The organism is Pseudomonas sp. SbOxS1 (assembly GCF_013416725.1).
GTDB lineage: Bacteria > Pseudomonadota > Gammaproteobacteria > Pseudomonadales > Pseudomonadaceae > Aquipseudomonas.
Window position 1 is genome coordinate 129854 of the sequence record NZ_JAAVXC010000015.1, and the last position, 18214, is coordinate 148067.

Here is an 18214-nt window from a genome sequence, read left to right on the forward strand (position 1 = left end):
CAAGCGGCCCGAAAGGTTTGTTCGGCGCCCGGCAGGGCCAGGCGCCTGATCCAATTAGCTGGCGACGATGTTGACCAGTTTTCCGGGCACCACGATCACTTTGCGAATGGTCAGACCATCGACGAAACGCAGCACGTTTTCGTTGGCCCGTGCGGCGGCTTCGACTTCTTCGCGAGTGGCGCTGGCCGGCATTTCGATCTGGCCGCGCAGCTTGCCGTTGACCTGGATGACCAGCGTCAGGCTGTCCTGCACCAGCGCGCTCTCGTCCAGCACTGGCCAGCCGGCATCGATCACCGGGTCGGCGTGACCCAGGCGATGCCACAGTTCGTGGCTGATGTGCGGCGTGATCGGGGCCAGCAACAGGGTCACGGTTTCCAGGCCTTCCTGAACCAGTGCGCGATCCTGTTCGGTGACTTGCGCGGCTTTTTCCAGCACGTTCATCAGCGTCATCACCTGGGCGATGGCGGTGTTGAATTTATGGTTCTGGCCGACGTCATGGCTGGCCTGCTTGATGGCCTGGTGGATCGAACGGCGGATGACTTTCTGCTCGTCGTTCAGGCTGGTGACGTCCAGTTTGCCCGGCAGGCCCTGGGTGACGTGGGCTTGAGCCAGGCGCCAGACGCGCTTGAGGAAGCGGTGCGAACCTTCCACGCCGGAGTCGGACCATTCCGCGCTCATGTCAGGTGGCGAGGCGAACATCATGAACAGGCGGCAGGTGTCGGCGCCGAACTGGTCGATCATCGACTGTGGGTCGACGCCGTTGTTCTTCGACTTGGCCATCTTCTCGGTGCCACCGATTTCCACCGGCAGGCCGTCTGCGATCAGCTTGGCGCTGATGACCTTGGCCTTGCTGTCGCGTTCGAGCTCGACGTCCGCCGGGTTGAACCAGGTGTAGGCACCGTTGGCTTCACGACGGTAGTAGGTCTCCGCGATCACCATGCCCTGGGTCAACAGGTTCTTGAACGGCTCGTTCGAGCTGACCAGGCCTTCGTCGCGCATCAGCTTGTGGAAGAAGCGCGCGTAAAGCAGGTGCAGGATCGCGTGTTCGATGCCGCCGATGTATTGATCCACCGGCAACCAGTGGTCAGCTGCGGATTTTTCTACCAGGCCACCCTCGAAGTGCGGCGAGGCGTAGCGGGCGTAGTACCACGAGGACTCGACGAAGGTGTCCATTGTGTCGGTTTCACGCTTGGCAGGCTGGCCGCATTTCGGGCAGCTGCATTCGTAGAACTCGGGCATGCGCGCCAGTGGCGAGCCAGCACCATCGGGTACGACGTCTTCCGGCAGGACGACGGGCAATTGATCTTCCGGTACCGGCACGTCACCGCAAGTGCCGCAGTGGATGATCGGAATCGGGCAGCCCCAGTAGCGCTGGCGGCTGATGCCCCAGTCGCGCAGGCGGAACTGGGTGCGCGAAGCACCGAGCTCTTTCTTGATCAGCGCGACTTCGATGGCGTCGAAGGCGCCGGCGAAGTCGAGGCCGTCGAACTCGCCGGAATTGATCAGCGTGCCGTATTCGCCGTAGGCGTCTTGCCATGGGGCCGGGTTGGTCTCGCCAGAGCTGGTGCGCACTACCGATTTGACCGGCAGGTTGTACTTGTGGGCGAACTCGAAATCACGCTCGTCGTGGGCTGGAACTGCCATGACCGCGCCGTCGCCGTAGTGCATCAGCACGTAGTTGGCGACCCATACCGGCAGTTTTTCGCCGGTCAACGGGTGCTCGACGAACAGGCCGGTTGGCAGGCCTTTTTTCTCTTGGGTGGCGACGTCGGCTTCAGCGACGCTGCCGCCCTTGCATTCAGCGATGAATGCTTGCAGCTCAGGGTTGTTCTTGGCAGCGAGGGCGGCCAGGTGGTGCTCGGCAGCCACGGCAACGTAGGTTGCGCCCATCAGGGTGTCCGGACGGGTGGTGAAGACTTTCAGGGTGCCGGTTTCGCCGATGGAATCGACGTTGTACGGGAACTGCACTTCCATGCCGCGGGATTTGCCGATCCAGTTGCGCTGCATGGTCTTGACCTGTTCAGGCCAGCCAGTCAGTTCGTCGAGGCTCTCCAGCAGCTCATCCGCGTAGGCGGTGATCTTGAAGTAGTACATCGGGATTTCGCGCTTTTCGATCAGCGCGCCGGAACGCCAGCCGCGGCCGTCGATCACTTGCTCGTTGGCCAGGACGGTCTGGTCGACCGGATCCCAGTTCACGGTGCCGCTTTTCTTGTAGATCACACCTTTTTCGAACAGGCGAGTGAACAGCCATTGTTCCCAGCGGTAGTAATCGGGTTTGCAGGTGGTCACTTCACGCGACCAGTCCACCGCCAGGCCCAGGCTGCGCAGCTGGGATTTCATGTAGGCGATGTTTTCGTAGGTCCACTTGGCGGGCGCTACGTTGTTCTTCATCGCGGCGTTTTCTGCCGGCATGCCGAAGGCGTCCCAACCCATGGGTTGCAGGACGTTCTTGCCAAGCATGCGCTGGTAGCGGGAGATCACGTCGCCGATGGTGTAGTTGCGCACGTGCCCCATGTGTAGCTTGCCGCTGGGGTAAGGGAACATCGACAGGCAGTAGTAGGTCTCCTTGCCTGGCTGTTCACTGACTTCAAAGGACTTTTGCTCGTCCCAGAATGACTGGGCGGCGGCTTCGATTTCACGGGGCTGATATTGTTCGTGCATGGCTACTTTTGAACTGAATAGGGGTGGCCTAATCCTCTTCAATGCGACGCTGGACGGTGAACACGCCAATTCGGCGTTTCGGTGCCCAGACGAGCTGGAAGTGGAGTTACAGGAAGCGCCGTAGCATACATGACCGCACTCTATCGAGGGAAACCCTGATTGCTGCCGCGCGTCTTGCGAAAACCGCTGCGAGGGCCGTTGGTCGCGGCGTCCAGCCGGTTTGTCGATGGAAGCTAAGCTCTAACTGGGGAGTAGGTCTTATCTTCCAATGAGGTGAGGGATGGTTGAGTCACGGCAAAAAGCTACAAAACCGGAGTTGTACGAAAGACTGATCGATCGTTTGGGCATGGCCCTTGATGCAGCCAAAACAGCTGGTCGGCTGCGCGATGAACGCCCTTTGGAACTGGAGTTGCGTGGCCTGAGCCCCGCAGAGTTTGCACTGGTCAAGGCGTACCTCGATCGCAGTGAGCGTGAGACGCAGGGATGCTTGTCTGAAGCAGTGAAGCAACTCGACGCACCACGTTCGGCCAAGATCATCTGGCTCAAGGACAAAATACCTGGCAGAGACGCGGTAAAGGTCCGGTCCCTGCGGTGCAAATAAGGCATAGAGCCATGCTCCACGGTTTTTTGAAGCATAGTCCTTCCGTATTTATTGTCGCATTGCGTCAACCCACTTAGGCTTCGGGCATCTTTAAGGGGATGCCCGATGCCTTTCCGTTATTTCGTGAAACACCTTCTGATGCCACCCGGCGTTCTTATCCTGTTGCTGGTGCTCGCCTGGTGGTGGCGCCGCTCAAGACCGCGGCTTGCCGGTTGCTGCTTTGCCTTGGGCGTGGGGGGCTTCTGGTTGATGAGCCTGCCGGTCATGGTGCAGTGGGGCGCCGGGCTTCTTGAGCGTGAAGCCCCATTGGCTCGCGACGAATGGGCAACGTTGGCCCGGCGCGCCGATGCGATCGTGGTGTTGGGGGCCGGGCGCGAGCGGGGTGACCTGGCCTGGGGCAGCGATCAACCCACCGGGGTGGCGCTGGAGCGCGAGCGCTATGCCGCTCGCCTGGCAAAGGCCTCGGGCTTGCCGATTCTGACCAGTGGCGGTTTGCATTACGGCACACCGCCATCCGAGGCCCAATTGATGGCTGATTCATTGCGCGATGATTTTGGCGTGGCGGTGCGTTGGCAGGAAGGGCAAAGCCGCACCACCTGGGAGAACGCGACATTCAGCGCCGAGGTCTTGTTGCCTGAAGGCATCAAGCGCGTGGTGGTGGTGACCCAGGCCTGGCACATGCCGCGAGCGGTCTGGAGCTTTCAGAAGGCCGGATTTGAAGTGGTGCCGGCGCCAGTAGGGTTCTTGAGCGTGGACAACGCCGAGCCGCTGGGCGGCTGGATGCCGGAGTTCAGGGCGATCTGGCGTAGCGGGCAGTTGCTGAATGAGGCGGCGGGGCAGATCGGGTATTCGCTGTTCTACCGCTGACTCGTTCCTGTAGGAGCCGGCTTGCCGGCGAAGGCGTCCTTCGCTGGCAACCCAATTCCTGCAGGGCTCATCCTTCCTCGGTCTAAACGGTCTTGGCCATCCGGCTGGCAATCAATGCCCAGCCAAACAACAGCACGCACATAATGATCAACGGCCATGACCGCCATTGCAGGTACGGCGTGAGGTTGTGCATCGGCACCACTTCGCCGTACAGGATGCCGCGTTCGAATTGCGGGATCTGCGTGGTGATCTGGCCGAACGGGTTGATCAGGCCGGTCACGCCATTGTTGGTGGCGCGGATCATCCAGCGACCGGCCTCAAGGGCGCGCATCTGCGCCATCTGCAAGTGCTGCAGCGGGCCGATGGACGTGCCGAACCAGGTGTCGTTGCTGATGGTCAGCAGCAGGTCGCTTTGGGCGGCGAGGCCGGCGGCGAACTCCGGATACACCACTTCGTAGCAGATGAACGGCGCAATCTGGTAGCCCTTGGCTTGCAACATCGCCTGGTCGGAAGGGCCGCGGGCAAAGTCCGACATGGGCAGGTCGAAGAATGCGATCAGGCCACGCAGCACATCCTGCAGCGGCACGTACTCGCCAAACGGCACCAGCTTTTGCTTGAGGTAGGTGCCATCGCCTTCGCCGATCACGGTAATGCCGTTGTAGAAACGTCGCTCGTGATGGACCATTTCGCGGATCGGCACGCCGGTGATCATGGCTGAATCCCGATCGGCGGCGAATTTCCCCATCATGTCCAGGTAGCCCTGGGCAGACTCCTTGAGCACCGGGACCGCGGTTTCCGGCCAGATCAGCAAGTCGACCCGCTTCGAACTGAAGCTCATGTCGCGGTACAGCTCCAATTGCGCGTTGAGCTGCGCCGGGTCCCACTTCATGCTTTGTTCGATGTTGCCCTGGATCGCCGCGACGCTCAGCGGCGCCCCGGAGGGGCTGGTCCAGGCGTGTTGCTTGAGCGCCATGCCGGCCACCCACGGGCCTGCCAGCAGCACGACACCCGCGGCGATGAAGCCTTTGCGGCCCGTGCGCACCAGGCGCATGGCGTTGTAGATCAAGGCGGCCGTCAGGGCCAGGGTGAAGGATATCAGCCACATCCCGCCGACAGGCGCGAGACCGGCCAGTGGGCCGTCGAGCTGGCTGTAACCGGAGTAGAGCCATGGGAAGCCGGTCAGGAACCAGCCGCGAAACGCTTCCTGGCCGACCCACAACGCCGCGAATGCCAGGGTGTCCGCCAGCGGTGCTTCGTTGCGCCGCAGCCAGCGCGCCCAGATCCAGGCGGGCAGGGCGAAGAACCAGGCAATCGCCGCCGTGAAGATCAGCATCAGGAAGCCGGCCAGCAGCACCGATGCACCACCGAAGTGATGGATGCTGTAGTAGATCCAGCTGGTGCCGGCGCCAAACAGGCCGAAGCCGAAACACCAGCCACGCCCCAGGGCCTGGCGTGGCGTCAGTTCACGCAAACCGGCATAGAAAAGCCCGACTGCCAGCAGTGCCAGTGGCCAGATATCGAAAGGCGCCAGGGCCAGGGTGGTGATTGCACCGGCCGCCACGGCCAGCAGGTTACCGGGCCAGCCGGGGCGGGTTGTCCAGCGCATTTCAATCCTTAGGTTTTTACCGGGCGATAGGCGTCAGTCGCAGCAAATGAATCCGCCGACTGTCGGCGTTCAGGATGCGAAAACGATAGGTGCCGATTTCAGTGATTTCGTTGCGTTTTGGCAAGTGCCCGAACGCGCTCATCACCAGGCCGCCCACGGTGTCGAACTCGTCATCGGAAAATTCGCTGTCGAAGAACTCGTTGAAGTTCTCGATCGGCGTCAGGGCCTTGATCAGGAAGTCGCCGCTGGGCAGTGGCTTGATGTAGCTGTCTTCTTCGACATCGTGCTCGTCTTCGATGTCGCCGACGATCTGCTCCAGCACGTCTTCGATGGTCACCAGGCCCGCCACGCCGCCGTACTCGTCAATGACGATGGCCATGTGGTTGTGGTTGGCGCGGAACTCACGCAACAACACGTTCAGGCGCTTGGACTCCGGCACGAAAGTGGCCGGGCGCAGCAGGTCCTTGATGTTGAAACTGTCGCCGTTCTCCCGAAGGATCAACGGCAGCAAGTCCTTGGCCAGCAGCACACCCATCACGTCATCGTGGCTTTCGCCGATCACCGGGTAGCGGGAGTGGGCCGAATCGACCACGGCGGGCAGGAACTCGCGAGGTGTCTGGGTCGCCTTGATGCTGATCATCTGCGAACGCGGGACCATGATGTCCCGTACTTGCAGGTCGGCAACCTGGATAGCGCCTTCGACGATGGCCAGCGCTTCGCTGTCCAGCAGTTTGTTCTGGTGTGCATCGCGCAGCAGCTCCAGCAGCTCCTGGCGGTTCTTCGGCTCGTGGGCAAAAGCCTGGGTGAGCTTACCCAGCCAAGACTTCTGCCCGTTGCTCGATCGATCTTCGCTCATAGCGATTACTCTGAATCCTTTGTTGTTTCGGTAGGGGGGACTTCGATTTCGTCGTCCGCGTACGGATCGGGATAGCCCAGTTCTGCAAGCAACGTTCGTTCCAGTGCTTCCATCTCTTCGGCTTCGTCATCATCTATATGGTCGTAACCCAGCAGATGCAAGCAGCCGTGAATCACCAGATGCGCCCAATGGGCCTTGAGCTCCTTGCCCTGCTCGGCGGCTTCACGCTCGACCACGGCCACGCAGATCACCAGGTCGCCCAGCAACGGGATGTCGAGAAACTCGTCTGGCACGTCGGCAGGAAACGACAGGACGTTGGTGGCGTAGTCCTTTTGCCGCCAGGTGTTATTCAGCTCACGACCCTCGGCTTCGTCGACCAGGCGAATGGTCATCTCGGAGTCGGCGGTGCGCTGGCGCAGGGCCAGTTCGCACCATTGGCGGAACGCGGCTTCGCTGGGGGCAGGCGCTTGGGTGGCGATTTGCAGATCAAGCTCAAGCATCGCGTCGGCTGTCCTTTGGCGCTTCATCGGCGGCACGATTTTCGAAGCGCTCGTAGGCTTCGACAATGCGCTGCACCAGCGGGTGGCGCACGACGTCCTTGGGCATGAAATGGGTAAAGCTGATACCCGGAACATCCTTCAGCACTTCGATCACGTGGTGCAGCCCGGACTTGGTGCCTTTAGGCAGGTCGACCTGGGTGATGTCACCGGTGATGACGGCCGTGGAGCCGAAGCCGATCCGGGTCAGGAACATTTTCATCTGTTCGACCGTGGTGTTCTGGCTTTCGTCGAGGATGATGAAGCTGTTGTTCAGCGTGCGACCGCGCATGTAGGCCAGTGGTGCCACTTCGATCACCTGGCGCTCGATCAGTTTGGCGACGTGTTCGAAACCGAGCATTTCGTAGAGCGCGTCATAGAGCGGGCGCAAATACGGGTCGATTTTCTGTGACAGGTCACCGGGCAGGAAACCGAGTTTTTCACCGGCTTCGACCGCCGGACGCACCAGCAGGATACGCCGGATCTGTTCGCGTTCCAGGGCGTCCACTGCGCAGGCGACGGCCAGGTAGGTCTTGCCGGTACCGGCCGGGCCGATGCCGAAGTTGATGTCGTTGCCGAGGATTTCTTTTACATAGCGCACCTGATTCAAGCCGCGAGGGCGAATCATGCCTTTCTTGGTGCGCAGTGCGACGGAGGCGTCGGCAGGGGAGTGGTTGTCCAGCTCTTCGACGGCCGATTCCTGCAGGAACAGGTGAACCATGTCCGGCGACAGCTCGGTACCCTTGGTTTCCCGGTACAGGCGGCGCAGGAGGTTTTCCGCGGAGGTGGTGTGTTTACGCTCGCCGATCAGTTCGAACTGGTTTCCGCGGTTGCGGATCTCGATGGTCAGGCGCTGCTCGATCAGGCGCAGGTGTTCGTCGAACTGCCCGCACAGATTAGCGAAGCGGCGAGCCTCAAAAGGCTCGAGGATGAAACGATGTGGTTCGATGGGTGCGTTCAAGGTCGTATTTAGCCGCCCTGGGGCAATAGTGATGATTCAAGGATAGCGCCAGTGGCGCGGGTGCGAAAGCTCTTAAATAAAGCAACACTGTTCCTGTAGGAGCGAGGCTTGCCCGCGAAGGCCACACCGCGGATTGCCTGACACACCGCGTTATCGTTTTTCGCGGGCAAGCCTCGCTCCTACAAGGGTTCGGCGGGGTTATTGGATCAGTGAGCCCCGCAGCGAATGCGGCTGTGCTGCATCGATGTGCACGTCGGCGAACTGGCCGATCAGGGTTGGATTGTCGCAGCGGAAGTTGACGATACGGTTATTCTCGGTTCGCCCTTGCAGCTCGCCAGGGTCTTTCTTGGAATAATCGGTTACAAGAATCCGCTGAATCGAACCGACCATTTGTCGGCTGATTTCGAACCCCTGCTGGTTCAGGCGATGTTGCAGGGCGTTCAGGCGCTCTTTTTTCAGCTCTTCCGGAGTTTCATCGGCCAGGTCGGCGGCCGGTGTGCCCGGGCGCTGGCTGTAGACGAACGAATAGGAGAAGTCGAAACCGACGTCCTGGATCAACTTCATGGTCTGTTCGAAGTCTTTCTCCGTTTCACCGGGGAAACCGACGATGAAGTCCGAACTGATGCAGATGCCCGGCACGGCAGCGCGCAGTTTGCGCAGTTTGGATTTGTACTCCAGCGCCGTATGGTTGCGTTTCATCGCCGCGAGGATACGGTCCGAACCCGATTGCACAGGCAGGTGGAGGTGTTTCACCAGTTCCGGCACTTCGGCGTGGGCCTGGATCAGGCTGTCGGAGAACTCCAGCGGGTGCGAGGTGGTGTAGCGGATGCGGTCGATGCCATCGACTGCGGCGACCACGCGAATCAGCTCGGCCAGATCCGCCAGGCGACCGTCGTGGGTCGTACCGCGATAGCCGTTGACATTCTGCCCCAGCAGCGTCACTTCGCGCACGCCGTGTTCGGCCAGGTGAATGATTTCGGCAATCACGTCGTCGAACGGGCGGCTGACTTCTTCACCGCGGGTGTAGGGCACCACGCAGAACGTGCAGTACTTGCTGCAACCTTCCATCACCGACACGTAGGCGCTCGGGCCGTCGATACGCGGCTCGGGCAGGTGGTCGAATTTTTCGATTTCGGGGAACGAGACGTCGACTTGCGGCAGCTTGCTGATGCGCGCGGCGTCGATCATTTCCGGCAGGCGGTGCAAGGTCTGCGGGCCGAATACCACGTCGACATAGGGTGCGCGATCGCGAATGGCGGCGCCTTCCTGGCTGGCCACGCAACCGCCGACGGCGATCACCATGTCCGGGTTGGCCAGCTTCAGTTCGCGCCAGCGGCCCAGCTGGGAATAGACACGGTCCTGGGCGCGCTCGCGGATCGAGCAGGTGTTGAGCAGGATCACGTCGGCGTCTTCAGCACGCGCCGTGACTTCCAGGGCCTGGTGTTCGCCCAGCAGATCGACCATGCGCGAGCTGTCGTACTCGTTCATCTGGCAACCGTGGGTTTCGATGTAAAGCTTCTTGGCCATGGATAGAGTCATCACGTGATTCAAAGAACCGCGCATTATAGGGAACATGTACTCAGGTTCCTACCGCTGCGCGTCCGGCGGCTATGCTATAGTTCGCGCCCTCATTTTTATCCCTCGATGTGTTTCGCCTGCCATGACCAAACGTGAAGCTCCAATCTACAAGGTGATTTTCCTCAATCAGGGCCAGGTGTTCGAAATGTACGCCAAGCAGATCTATCAGAGCGATCTGTGGGGCTTCCTGGAAGTGGAAGAGTTCGTCTTTGGCGAGCGCACACAGGTAGTCGTAGACCCGAGCGAAGAGAAGCTCAAGGCCCAGTTCGAAGGGGTCGTGCGCAGTTTCGTGCCAATGCATTCGATCGTGCGCATCGACGAGGTCGAGCGCCTGGGCACACCGAAAATCAGCGAAGCCCGCGGCACGGTCGGCAATGTGATGCCGTTTCCGGTGCCGATGCCTGAGAAGTAGGCAGGACGGGGCTTTTTGTGGCGAGGGGATTTAGCGAAACGTCGCACCGCCCCGTTGGGCTGCGAAGCGGCCCTCAAAGATGGGACTGCTGCGCAGTCCAACGGGGATAAATCCCCTCGCCACAAGGGCCAGCTTTCAATTCAGGGAAGAGGCGCGAACGGCGTCCGCCCATCGGCGCTCTGCAATTCCATCAGGTATTTACGGAAAATTTGCCCCAGCACCTGGGTGGCGACTTCCAGTTCCTGGCGGGGCATTTTCTCGGCGACTTCGTCGGCGGTGTCCAGCGCTTCTTCCGCACCGTTGACCGCCGCCATTTTCAGCACGATATACGCCTGGATGTTATTGGCCGGTACGCCTTCGCCGTGAAAGAACATGGTGCCGAGTTTGAATTGAGCCTGGGCGTGACCTTGCAATGAGGCCTTTTCGAAGTAGTTCAGGGCTTTGTTGAGGTCGCGTGGCGCGTTATTGCCGTCGTAGTAGAACTCACCCAACTCGTATTGCGCTTGGGCATCCCCTTCATCCGACGCTTTCTGGCAGGCAGCCAGTGCCTGGGCCAGGTCTTGCGGCTGGGTATTGAGGGTGCAGCGACCCATCGCTGGGATTAACAACGAGTTACCGCCTGCTTGTGCGAGCGCGAGCAGGGGCTGAAGGAGCAACAGGCAGCCCAGTGAAAGGGCGCGGCCGGTGCGGTTCATGGGAATCGACTTACCTCTGAGGGGCGCGCGGACCCATCGAGGGGATCCAATAAGCGCGCATTATGAAATAAGCAGGGCCAACCTTACAAAGTCTTTACTCGTTTTTCTGCTGCGTGGGAACTATATCGCCCGCTTAACGGGGATTATTAGCAGATGAGCAGGAAAAAGGGCAGGAGAGAAGGCTGACGCCGGCAATGGCCAGCGTCAGCGCACGGCGTTACTTCAGTGCAGCAAATGCGCGCTCGGCGGCATCCAGGGTCAGTTTCAGCTCGGCTTCACCGTGGGCGATCGAGGTGAAGCCGGCTTCGAAAGCGCTAGGCGCCAGGTAGACACCACCTTCGAGCATCAGGTGGAAGAAGCGGCCGAACAGGGCAGCGTCGCTGGCCATCACGTCATCGAAGGTCACGATGTCGTCGGCGCCGCTGAAGTACAGGCCGAACATGCCACCGGCCTGGGTGGTCACGAACGGAATGCCTGCCGCATCGGCACGCACTTGCAGGCCGTCGAGCAGGCGAGTGGTGTAGTCGGTCAGCTCGTCGTGGAAGCCCGGACGGCTGATCAGGCGCAAGGTGGTCAGGCCCGCCGCCATCGCCAGCGGGTTCCCCGACAATGTGCCGGCCTGATAGACCGGGCCCAGCGGGGCGATGCGCGACATGATTTCGCGCTTGCCGCCGAAGCAGCCCACCGGCATGCCGCCGCCAATGATTTTGCCGAAGGTGGTCAGGTCCGGCGTCACGCCGTAGTGAGCCTGGGCGCCGCCGAGGGCAACACGGAAACCGGTCATCACTTCGTCGAAAATCAGCACCACGCCATGCTTGTCGCACAGGGTCCGCAGGCCTTCGAGGAAGCCTGGGGCCGGCGGCACGCAGTTCATGTTGCCAGCGACCGGTTCGACGATGATGCACGCCACGTCCTGGCCGACTTCGGCAAGCATGGCCTCGACCGCATCAATGTCGTTGAACGGCAGGGTCAGCGTGTGTTTGGCGAACGCTGCGGGCACGCCCGCCGAGCTCGGCACGCCTTGGGTCAGGGCGCCGGAGCCGGCCTTGACCAGCAGGCTGTCGGAGTGGCCGTGGTAGCAGCCTTCGAACTTGATGATGCTGTCGCGACCGGTGAAGCCACGGGCCAGGCGGATCGCGCTCATGGTCGCTTCGGTGCCGGAGCTGACCATGCGCACCATTTCCATCGACGGCACCAGCGAGCAGACCAGATCCGCCATCTGTGTTTCCATCTCGGTCGGCGCGCCGTAGGACAAGCCGTGTTCAAGCTGCTTGCGCACCGCATCCAGGACGTCCGGGTGGCTGTGGCCGAGGATCATCGGGCCCCAGGAGCCGACGTAGTCCACATAGCGCTTGTCGTCTTCGTCGGTGACGTAGGCGCCTTCGGCGTGCTTGAAGAACAACGGCGTGCCGCCAACGCTCTTGAATGCACGGACCGGCGAGTTCACGCCACCGGGGATGTGTTTCTGGGCATTGGCAAACAGGGTTTCGGAACGAGACATGATCGGGCTCTCAAATCAGATTTTCAGTAATTCGTTAAAGGCGCGGGCGCGGCGGGTCACTTCAGCCGTGCTCTCGGCGCCAAACAGGCCATGCACCACGGCGAGCAGGTCGACCCCGTGGGCCACCAGCGGGGCGGCGTTGTCGAGGGTGATGCCGCCGATCGCGCAGATCGGCAGATGCAGTTTGCTGCGGGCCTGGTCGAGCAGGTCGAGACTGCACGTCGGGGCGCCGGGCTTGGTGTTGGAATTGAAGAAACGGCCGAACGCGACATAGCTGGCGCCTTCTTTGGCGGCCTGCTCGGCGAGTTCGAGTTGCGCGTGGCAGGTCGAACCGATGATCGCCTTGGAGCCGAGCAACGCGCGGGCCGGCGTGAGCGGCCCGTCAGTCTGCCCCAGGTGCACGCCGACATTCAGGCGCGCGGCCAGTTCGGCGTCGTCATTGATGATCAACCGGGTCTTGTAGCGTTCGCACAGGTCGCGCAGGGCCTCGGCTTCACGCAAACGGCGGGCTTCATCGCTACTCTTGTCGCGGTATTGCAGCAGGGTGACGCCGCCTTCCAGCGCCGCCTCCACGTACGAAAGAAATTTACCGGCCAGCAACTGGCTGTCGGTGATGGCGTACAGGCCACGTAGTTTCATCAAGCAAGCCTCACCGCAGTGCTAATGGATAGTTACGAACAGAAGTCCAGTGGCAGGCGGCGTGGCACGAACTGGCCTTTGCCCAACTGCTCCGCATCGCGCAGGGTGCGCCACGTGTAGTTAAGTGCAGTCTGTACGGCGCTGGCGAGGTTTTCACCTTGGGCCAGACGGCCGGCAAGCGCACTGGCCAGGGTGCAGCCCGAGCCGTGATAGCTGCCGGGCAGGCGTTGGCAGGTGTAGGTTTCGCGCAAGCCGTCGCGGCTGTACAGGCGGTTGTGGATTTCGGTTTCGTCGCCATGGCCGCCGGTGATCAGCAGGTGTTTGACGAATGGCAGGAGTTTTTCAGCGCACTCGTCCGCGGTGCCTTCAGGCAGTTCGGCGAGGATACGGGCTTCGGGAAGGTTGGGGGTGGCGATGATCGAGAGCGGCAGCAGGCGTTCGCGCATGGCGTAGCCGACTTCGTCCTTGCCCAGGCGACCGCCACCGCCGGCGCGCAGCACCGGGTCGCAGACCACCGGCAAGTGCGGGTGCGCCGAAAGCAGTTCGACCACGGTGTCGACCATTTCCAGGGAACCGAGCATGCCGAGCTTGACCGCCGCGACTTCGGAATCGTTGAGCACGGCATTGGCCTGGGCCAACACCCACTCACGGTCGAGGACGCGAAAGTCAGTGACATTGACAGTGTCTTGCACGGTCAGGGCGGTGACGGCCGGAGCCGCATGGCAACCCTGGGCGAGCAAGGCTTCGATATCTGCCTGCAAGCCGGCGCCACCACTTGGGTCGTGGCCGGAGAGACAGAGGACAACGGGGCGAGAGCTGTAGATATTCATGGTGCGCGAGCTTACCACCAAACATCTTTTTTCGAAGCCCGCTGCGTGACAGGCAAAAGATCGTCCGAAGGCGGTGATCTTTTGCTCTTTTTCCTCAGGTAAACAGCTCTATCTCAATAATTACCGCTGGAACGCCCGTTCTAGAGCCTTTTCTGGAAAAATTTCGGTAGTGCTCATTAGCCATCAACGGCTATGCTAGAGTGGATCCAAACCAATAACAGGTATCACCGGTTTTACGTCTGCTCAAAAGGAATGGGGGGCTTCCTGACAGGACCGGACAGGCCACGCTGGGGCATAGATGCGCTATTTGCTGATGTTTATGTTGTGTTTGCCCCTCTTGGCGAACGCCGTTGAGTTCAATGAACTCACCCGAAGCCTTCCCCTCGGGCAAAACCTGCAGGTGTTCGAAGACGTGGGCGGTCAGGCGACTGTCGCGGATGTTCGTGCGCAGGCGGCGGCCGGCAACTTCAAGGCGCATGATAAAGCCACCCTCAACGCCGGTTATTCGCGCTCGGTGTTCTGGCTGAAAATTGATCTGCATTACCGCCCTTCAAATCCGGCTGCGCAACGGACCTGGCTGCTGGAGTTGGCTTACCCACCCCTCGATCACCTTGATCTGTACCTGCCTGATGCAAGCGGCAACTATCAATTGGCCAGGCAAACCGGCGACGCCTTGCCGTTCGCCAGTCGCGAAATCCGCCAGAACAACTACCTGTTCACACTGGACTTCATGCCTGACCAGGCGCAAACCCTGTACCTGCGCCTGCAAAGCCAGGGGTCGATCCAGGCGCCGGTTACGTTGTGGTCCAGTACGGCGTATCTCGAAGACCAACCGGTGCGCCTCTATGTGTTGGGGCTGATCTACGGTGTATTGCTGGGGATGCTGGTCTACAACCTGTTCATCTACCTGAGCGTGCGCGATACCAGCTATCTCTACTACATCTTCTACATCGCCTCGTTCGGCTTGTATCAGCTGTCGGTGAACGGCGCCGCCGTGCAGTACTTCTGGCCGGACAATCCCTGGTGGGCCAACGCCGCGACGCCTTTTTTCATCGGTTGTGCCGGATTGTTCGGTAGCCAGTTCGCCCGCAGCTTCCTGCAGACCGCCACCCTCAGCCGCTGGATGGACCGCTTGTTGCTGGCGTTGGTGGCGTTCGGCGCGCTGGTGGTCGGGTTGTCCCTGATGACCAGCTATGCCCTGGCCTTGCGCCTGGCCACGACCCTGGCCCTGACCTTCACGGTGGTGATCTTTGCCGCGGGGATTTTTGCCTGGCTGCGCGGGTTGCGGGTCGCGCGCTATTTCATCATTGCCTGGTCGGCGTTTCTGCTCGGCGGCATCATCAATACGTTGATGGTGCTGGGTTACCTGCCGAATGTGTTCCTGACCATGTACTCCAGCCAGATTGGCTCGGCTATCGAAGTGGCTCTGCTGTCAATGGCCCTGGCCGACCGCATCAACGCCATGCGCGAACAGCAGGCGCAAACCCTGCTCGATGCGGGGCAAAAACTTGAAGCGCTCAACCAGCAACTGGCACACAGCAACAAGCTCAAGGACGAATTCCTCGCCACCCTGACCCACGAATTGCGCACGCCGATGAATGGCGTGATCGGTTCGCTGGAGCTGATGCAAACCGTCGAGATGGACCCTGAGCTTGAGCAATATCAGCAAACGGCCGCCGGATCGGCGCGGGACATGATGCGCATGGTCAATGGCATTCTCACCCTGACCGAGTTGCAGGCGGGCAAGCTCACGGCTTCCCCGGCCACCTTCAGCTTGCGCACTGTGGTGGAGGCATTGCGCGCCCAGTTCTACGGCAATGCCTCAAGCAAGTCGCTGGACTTCAAGGTCGACGTGGCACCGGGCGTGCCGGATCGCTTGCACGGCGACAGTGCCAAGTTGGCGCAATGCCTGGAGTGCCTGCTGGATAACGCCATCAAGTTCACCCGGGTCGGCGGGCTGGCGCTGCGGGTCACGGGGAAAACAGTCAATCCCGAACGAATGGCGTTGTCCTTTGCGGTGATCGACACCGGTATCGGCTTCACCGACCTTGGGGAGGCGACGATGTATCAGCGCTTCTTCCAGCTCGATGGTTCGATGACGCGCGAGTACGGCGGCCTGGGTGTCGGCCTGGCCATCTGCCGGCAACTGGTGGAGCTGCTCGGCGGACGCCTGACTCACCGCTCCGAGCCCGGGCGCGGCAGCCGTTTCCAGCTTGATGTCGAGTTTGACATTGCGACACCGCAGCGACCTGCCACGCCGTTCGCGACGCGGGAGTTGTCACCACAGCGCCGGCCTCAGGATTGCAGCGTATTGCTGGTGGATGACAACAACGTCAATCAGTTGGTGATGCGCGGCATGTTGCTCAAGCTCGGCTTCCGCGTGCGCACGGCCGACAGCGGCCTGGCCGCGCTCGAATTTCTACAGCGCGAAACCTTCGATGCGGTGTTGGTCGATGGTCAGTTGCAGGTCCTGGACGGTGTTTCCCTGGGTTGCCAGATCCGGGCGTTGCCCGCTTGTGCGCAAGTGCCAGTGTTCATGATCGCCCTGGGTACTGACCCGGAACGCTGCCCGAGCGGCGCGATGATTGACCATTTGAGCAAGCCGGTGAAATTCGAGGAATTGCAGGTCGCGCTCTATCGTCGAGTGCTCTGTTCTGAGCAGGGCGAAAGCGCCGACAGTTAGGCAGATATGACACTTTGATCGGCCTGGGGGCAGTGCTTAACTGAAAATCCCTTGGCTGAGCAAAGGAGCCCTGTCATGAACCTGCATCAGTTCGCCGAAACCCACGAAGTCACCAACCAGCCGCCTTCGCTGGACGGCGCCAACCTGTATCGCATCGACTTGCCCCTGCAGGAGTGGGCGCGGCGTTTCGGGGCCGGTTGGGCCGAATCACGGATCGACGCCTACGGCGCTCTCGCCGGCGGACCACTGATGGCGGCGGGGTTCCTGGCCAATCAGAACAAGCCGGTGTTCAGCAGCCATGACCGCTATGGGCATCGCATCGACCTGGTGGAATTTCACCCGGCCTATCATGAACTGATGCGCGCGGCGATCGAGCATGGCCTGACCTCGCTGCCCTGGGCGCACCCGCAGTCCGGTGCGCATGTCGCCCGTGCCGCCATGACCTACCTGCATAGCCAGGCCGAAGCCGGCAGCGGTTGCCCGTTGACCATGACCTTCGCCAGCGTCCCGGCAATGCGCCTGCAACCGGACCTGGCGGACCAATGGCTGCCGAAGATCCTGTCTACCGAGTATGACCCGCGCAATGTCGGCATGGCCCACAAGGCCGGCGTCACGATCGGCATGGCCATGACCGAGAAGCAGGGTGGCACCGATGTCCGCGCCAACACCACCAAGGCTTATCCGGTGGGCGCCGGCGGTCCTGGTCAGGCGTACGAACTGGTGGGGCACAAGTGGTTCTGTTCGGCGCCCATGTGCGATGCCTTCCTGACACTGGCACAGACCGACAAGGGGCTGACCTGTTTCCTGCTGCCGCGCCATCGCCCGGACGACACGCGCAATCAGTTCTATATCCAGCGCCTGAAAAACAAACTCGGCAACTGCTCCAACGCCTCCAGCGAAGTGGAGTTTCGCGGTGCCCTGGCGTGGATGGTCGGTGAGGAGGGGCGCGGCGTGCCGACGATCATCGAGATGGTCGCCATGACCCGTTTCGATTGCATGGTCGGCTCAAGTTCATTGATGCGCCAGGCACTGACCCAGGCCAGCCATCATTGCGCCCACCGCCAGGTTGGCGGCAAGTTGCTCAGCGAACAGCCGCTGATGCAGAACGTGCTGGCGGACCTGGCGCTGGAAAGCGAAGCCGCCCTGGCCTTGAGCCTGCGCATGGGCCGGGCGCTCGATCATCTGGACGACTCACAGGAGGCCAAATTCGCCCGGCTGGTGACGGCGGTGGGCAAGTACTGGATCTGCAAACGCGCGCCGGCCATGATCAATGAAGCCGCCGAATGCATGGGCGGAGCGGGGTACGTGGAAGACAGTATCCTGCCGCGCCTGTACCGCGAGGCACCGGTGAATTCGACTTGGGAAGGCTCCGGCAACGTGCAATGCCTCGACGTGCTGCGCGCCCTGTCCAAGGAACCGGGTGTGCTCGATGCGCTGTTCAGCGAACTGGGTGATGGTCATGGCGACAAACGCCTGGCCGCGCACATCAACCAATTGCAGGCGGCCTTCAAGGATACCGACGACATTCAATACCGTGCCCGGCAGTTGACCGAAGACATCGCCCTTGGGCTACAGGCGAAGCTGTTGCTGGAGGCGGGGAATGTGGCGGTGAGTGACGGGTTTATCGCCAGTCGGCTCAGTGGTGGCGGTCGGGTGTACGGTGCGTTGCCGCGAGGGGTGGATGTGGAGGCGCTAGTCGCCCGGTCCACCCCGCAAGGATTCTGAATGACACCGTCCCCTGTGGGAGCGAGCCTGCTCGCGAAAGCGATCTGTCAGCCACATCGATAT

Annotated in this window: 15 protein-coding genes; 5 read left to right on the forward strand and 10 right to left on the reverse strand. The window is 61.3% G+C overall.

The annotated features are described in order from the left end of the window. Positions 1 to 54: 54 nt before the first annotated feature. Complete coding sequence (leuS, locus tag HFK74_RS17095) at positions 55 to 2661, reverse strand: leucine--tRNA ligase (RefSeq protein ID WP_180204479.1); 2607 nt, start codon at positions 2659 to 2661, stop codon at positions 55 to 57. A 280-nt stretch (positions 2662 to 2941) separates the two neighbouring features. On the opposite strand from leuS, the gene HFK74_RS17100 reads away from it, so the two are divergent. Both HFK74_RS17100 and HFK74_RS17105 read left to right on the forward strand, forming a co-directional pair. Next, complete coding sequence (locus HFK74_RS17100) at positions 2942 to 3262, forward strand: hypothetical protein (RefSeq protein ID WP_180204480.1); 321 nt, start codon at positions 2942 to 2944, stop codon at positions 3260 to 3262. 105 nt (positions 3263 to 3367) lie between these two features. Then, complete coding sequence (locus HFK74_RS17105; protein ID WP_180204481.1) at positions 3368 to 4129, forward strand: YdcF family protein; 762 nt, start codon at positions 3368 to 3370, stop codon at positions 4127 to 4129. Positions 4130 to 4211: 82 nt separating this feature from the next. Here HFK74_RS17105 and lnt read toward each other — a convergent pair whose 3' ends face one another. The 5 genes from lnt to miaB all read right to left on the reverse strand — a co-directional run bounded on the left by lnt (position 4212) and on the right by miaB (position 9615). Then, positions 4212 to 5735, reverse strand: coding sequence for an apolipoprotein N-acyltransferase (lnt, locus tag HFK74_RS17110; protein ID WP_180204482.1), 1524 nt, complete (start codon positions 5733 to 5735; stop codon positions 4212 to 4214). Positions 5736 to 5751: 16 nt separating this feature from the next. Next, positions 5752 to 6591, reverse strand: a complete 840-nt coding sequence (locus tag HFK74_RS17115; RefSeq protein ID WP_008066006.1) for an HlyC/CorC family transporter — start codon at positions 6589 to 6591, stop codon at positions 5752 to 5754. Positions 6592 to 6596: 5 nt separating this feature from the next. Next, the gene (gene ybeY / locus HFK74_RS17120) at positions 6597 to 7091 is read right to left on the reverse strand and encodes an rRNA maturation RNase YbeY (protein WP_180204483.1); all 495 of its coding nucleotides are present in this window, start codon (positions 7089 to 7091) and stop codon (positions 6597 to 6599) included. After that, complete coding sequence (locus HFK74_RS17125) at positions 7084 to 8088, reverse strand: PhoH family protein (protein ID WP_008066010.1); 1005 nt, start codon at positions 8086 to 8088, stop codon at positions 7084 to 7086. Before HFK74_RS17125 ends, ybeY begins: the two co-directional genes overlap by 8 nt. 198 nt (positions 8089 to 8286) lie before the next feature. Continuing rightward, on the reverse strand, positions 8287 to 9615 hold the full coding sequence (gene miaB, locus HFK74_RS17130; protein ID WP_032832166.1) for a tRNA (N6-isopentenyl adenosine(37)-C2)-methylthiotransferase MiaB: 1329 nt from the start codon (positions 9613 to 9615) through the stop codon (positions 8287 to 8289). Positions 9616 to 9748: 133 nt separating this feature from the next. Here miaB and HFK74_RS17135 point away from each other — a divergent pair, with 133 nt between their 5' ends. Beyond that, positions 9749 to 10078: a DUF1820 family protein gene (locus tag HFK74_RS17135; RefSeq protein WP_008066015.1), complete on the forward strand. Its 330-nt coding sequence runs from the start codon at positions 9749 to 9751 to the stop codon at positions 10076 to 10078. A gap of 140 nt (positions 10079 to 10218) precedes the next feature. Here the strand turns inward: HFK74_RS17135 and HFK74_RS17140 are convergent, their stop codons facing one another. The 4 genes from HFK74_RS17140 to HFK74_RS17155 all read right to left on the reverse strand — a co-directional run bounded on the left by HFK74_RS17140 (position 10219) and on the right by HFK74_RS17155 (position 13743). After that, positions 10219 to 10773, reverse strand: coding sequence for a tetratricopeptide repeat protein (locus tag HFK74_RS17140; RefSeq protein ID WP_180204484.1), 555 nt, complete (start codon positions 10771 to 10773; stop codon positions 10219 to 10221). 217 nt (positions 10774 to 10990) lie between these two features. After that, positions 10991 to 12274 carry a glutamate-1-semialdehyde 2,1-aminomutase gene (gene hemL / locus HFK74_RS17145; protein WP_008066019.1) on the reverse strand — a complete coding sequence of 428 codons (1284 nt, stop codon included), beginning with the start codon at positions 12272 to 12274 and terminating at the stop codon, positions 10991 to 10993. A gap of 15 nt (positions 12275 to 12289) precedes the next feature. Then, complete coding sequence (gene thiE, locus HFK74_RS17150; protein WP_180204485.1) at positions 12290 to 12913, reverse strand: thiamine phosphate synthase; 624 nt, start codon at positions 12911 to 12913, stop codon at positions 12290 to 12292. Positions 12914 to 12945: 32 nt separating this feature from the next. After that, complete coding sequence (locus tag HFK74_RS17155) at positions 12946 to 13743, reverse strand: hydroxymethylpyrimidine/phosphomethylpyrimidine kinase (RefSeq protein ID WP_008052407.1); 798 nt, start codon at positions 13741 to 13743, stop codon at positions 12946 to 12948. A gap of 298 nt (positions 13744 to 14041) precedes the next feature. Here HFK74_RS17155 and HFK74_RS17160 point away from each other — a divergent pair, with 298 nt between their 5' ends. After that, positions 14042 to 16426, forward strand: coding sequence for a hybrid sensor histidine kinase/response regulator (locus HFK74_RS17160; protein WP_180204486.1), 2385 nt, complete (start codon positions 14042 to 14044; stop codon positions 16424 to 16426). A gap of 75 nt (positions 16427 to 16501) precedes the next feature. Beyond that, the gene (locus HFK74_RS17165) at positions 16502 to 18151 is read left to right on the forward strand and encodes an acyl-CoA dehydrogenase family protein (protein WP_180204487.1); all 1650 of its coding nucleotides are present in this window, start codon (positions 16502 to 16504) and stop codon (positions 18149 to 18151) included. The last annotated feature ends 63 nt before the right edge of the window (positions 18152 to 18214 follow it).

Bases quoted from the DNA above. Each gene is read 5' to 3' on its own strand.
- miaB (WP_032832166.1), bottom strand. From the start codon at position 9,615: ATGGCCAAGAAGCTTTACATCGAAACCCACGGTTGCCAGATGAACGAG.
- thiE (WP_180204485.1), bottom strand. From the start codon at position 12,913: ATGAAACTACGTGGCCTGTACGCCATCACCGACAGCCAGTTGCTGGCC.
- HFK74_RS17135 (WP_008066015.1), top strand. From the start codon at position 9,749: ATGACCAAACGTGAAGCTCCAATCTACAAGGTGATTTTCCTCAATCAG.
- HFK74_RS17165 (WP_180204487.1), top strand. From the start codon at position 16,502: ATGAACCTGCATCAGTTCGCCGAAACCCACGAAGTCACCAACCAGCCG.
- HFK74_RS17115 (WP_008066006.1), bottom strand. From the start codon at position 6,591: ATGAGCGAAGATCGATCGAGCAACGGGCAGAAGTCTTGGCTGGGTAAG.
- lnt (WP_180204482.1), bottom strand. From the start codon at position 5,735: ATGCGCTGGACAACCCGCCCCGGCTGGCCCGGTAACCTGCTGGCCGTG.
- HFK74_RS17155 (WP_008052407.1), bottom strand. From the start codon at position 13,743: ATGAATATCTACAGCTCTCGCCCCGTTGTCCTCTGTCTCTCCGGCCAC.
- leuS (WP_180204479.1), bottom strand. From the start codon at position 2,661: ATGCACGAACAATATCAGCCCCGTGAAATCGAAGCCGCCGCCCAGTCA.
- HFK74_RS17105 (WP_180204481.1), top strand. From the start codon at position 3,368: ATGCCTTTCCGTTATTTCGTGAAACACCTTCTGATGCCACCCGGCGTT.
- HFK74_RS17160 (WP_180204486.1), top strand. From the start codon at position 14,042: ATGCGCTATTTGCTGATGTTTATGTTGTGTTTGCCCCTCTTGGCGAAC.
- HFK74_RS17140 (WP_180204484.1), bottom strand. From the start codon at position 10,773: ATGAACCGCACCGGCCGCGCCCTTTCACTGGGCTGCCTGTTGCTCCTT.
- hemL (WP_008066019.1), bottom strand. From the start codon at position 12,274: ATGTCTCGTTCCGAAACCCTGTTTGCCAATGCCCAGAAACACATCCCC.
- ybeY (WP_180204483.1), bottom strand. From the start codon at position 7,091: ATGCTTGAGCTTGATCTGCAAATCGCCACCCAAGCGCCTGCCCCCAGC.
- HFK74_RS17100 (WP_180204480.1), top strand. From the start codon at position 2,942: ATGGTTGAGTCACGGCAAAAAGCTACAAAACCGGAGTTGTACGAAAGA.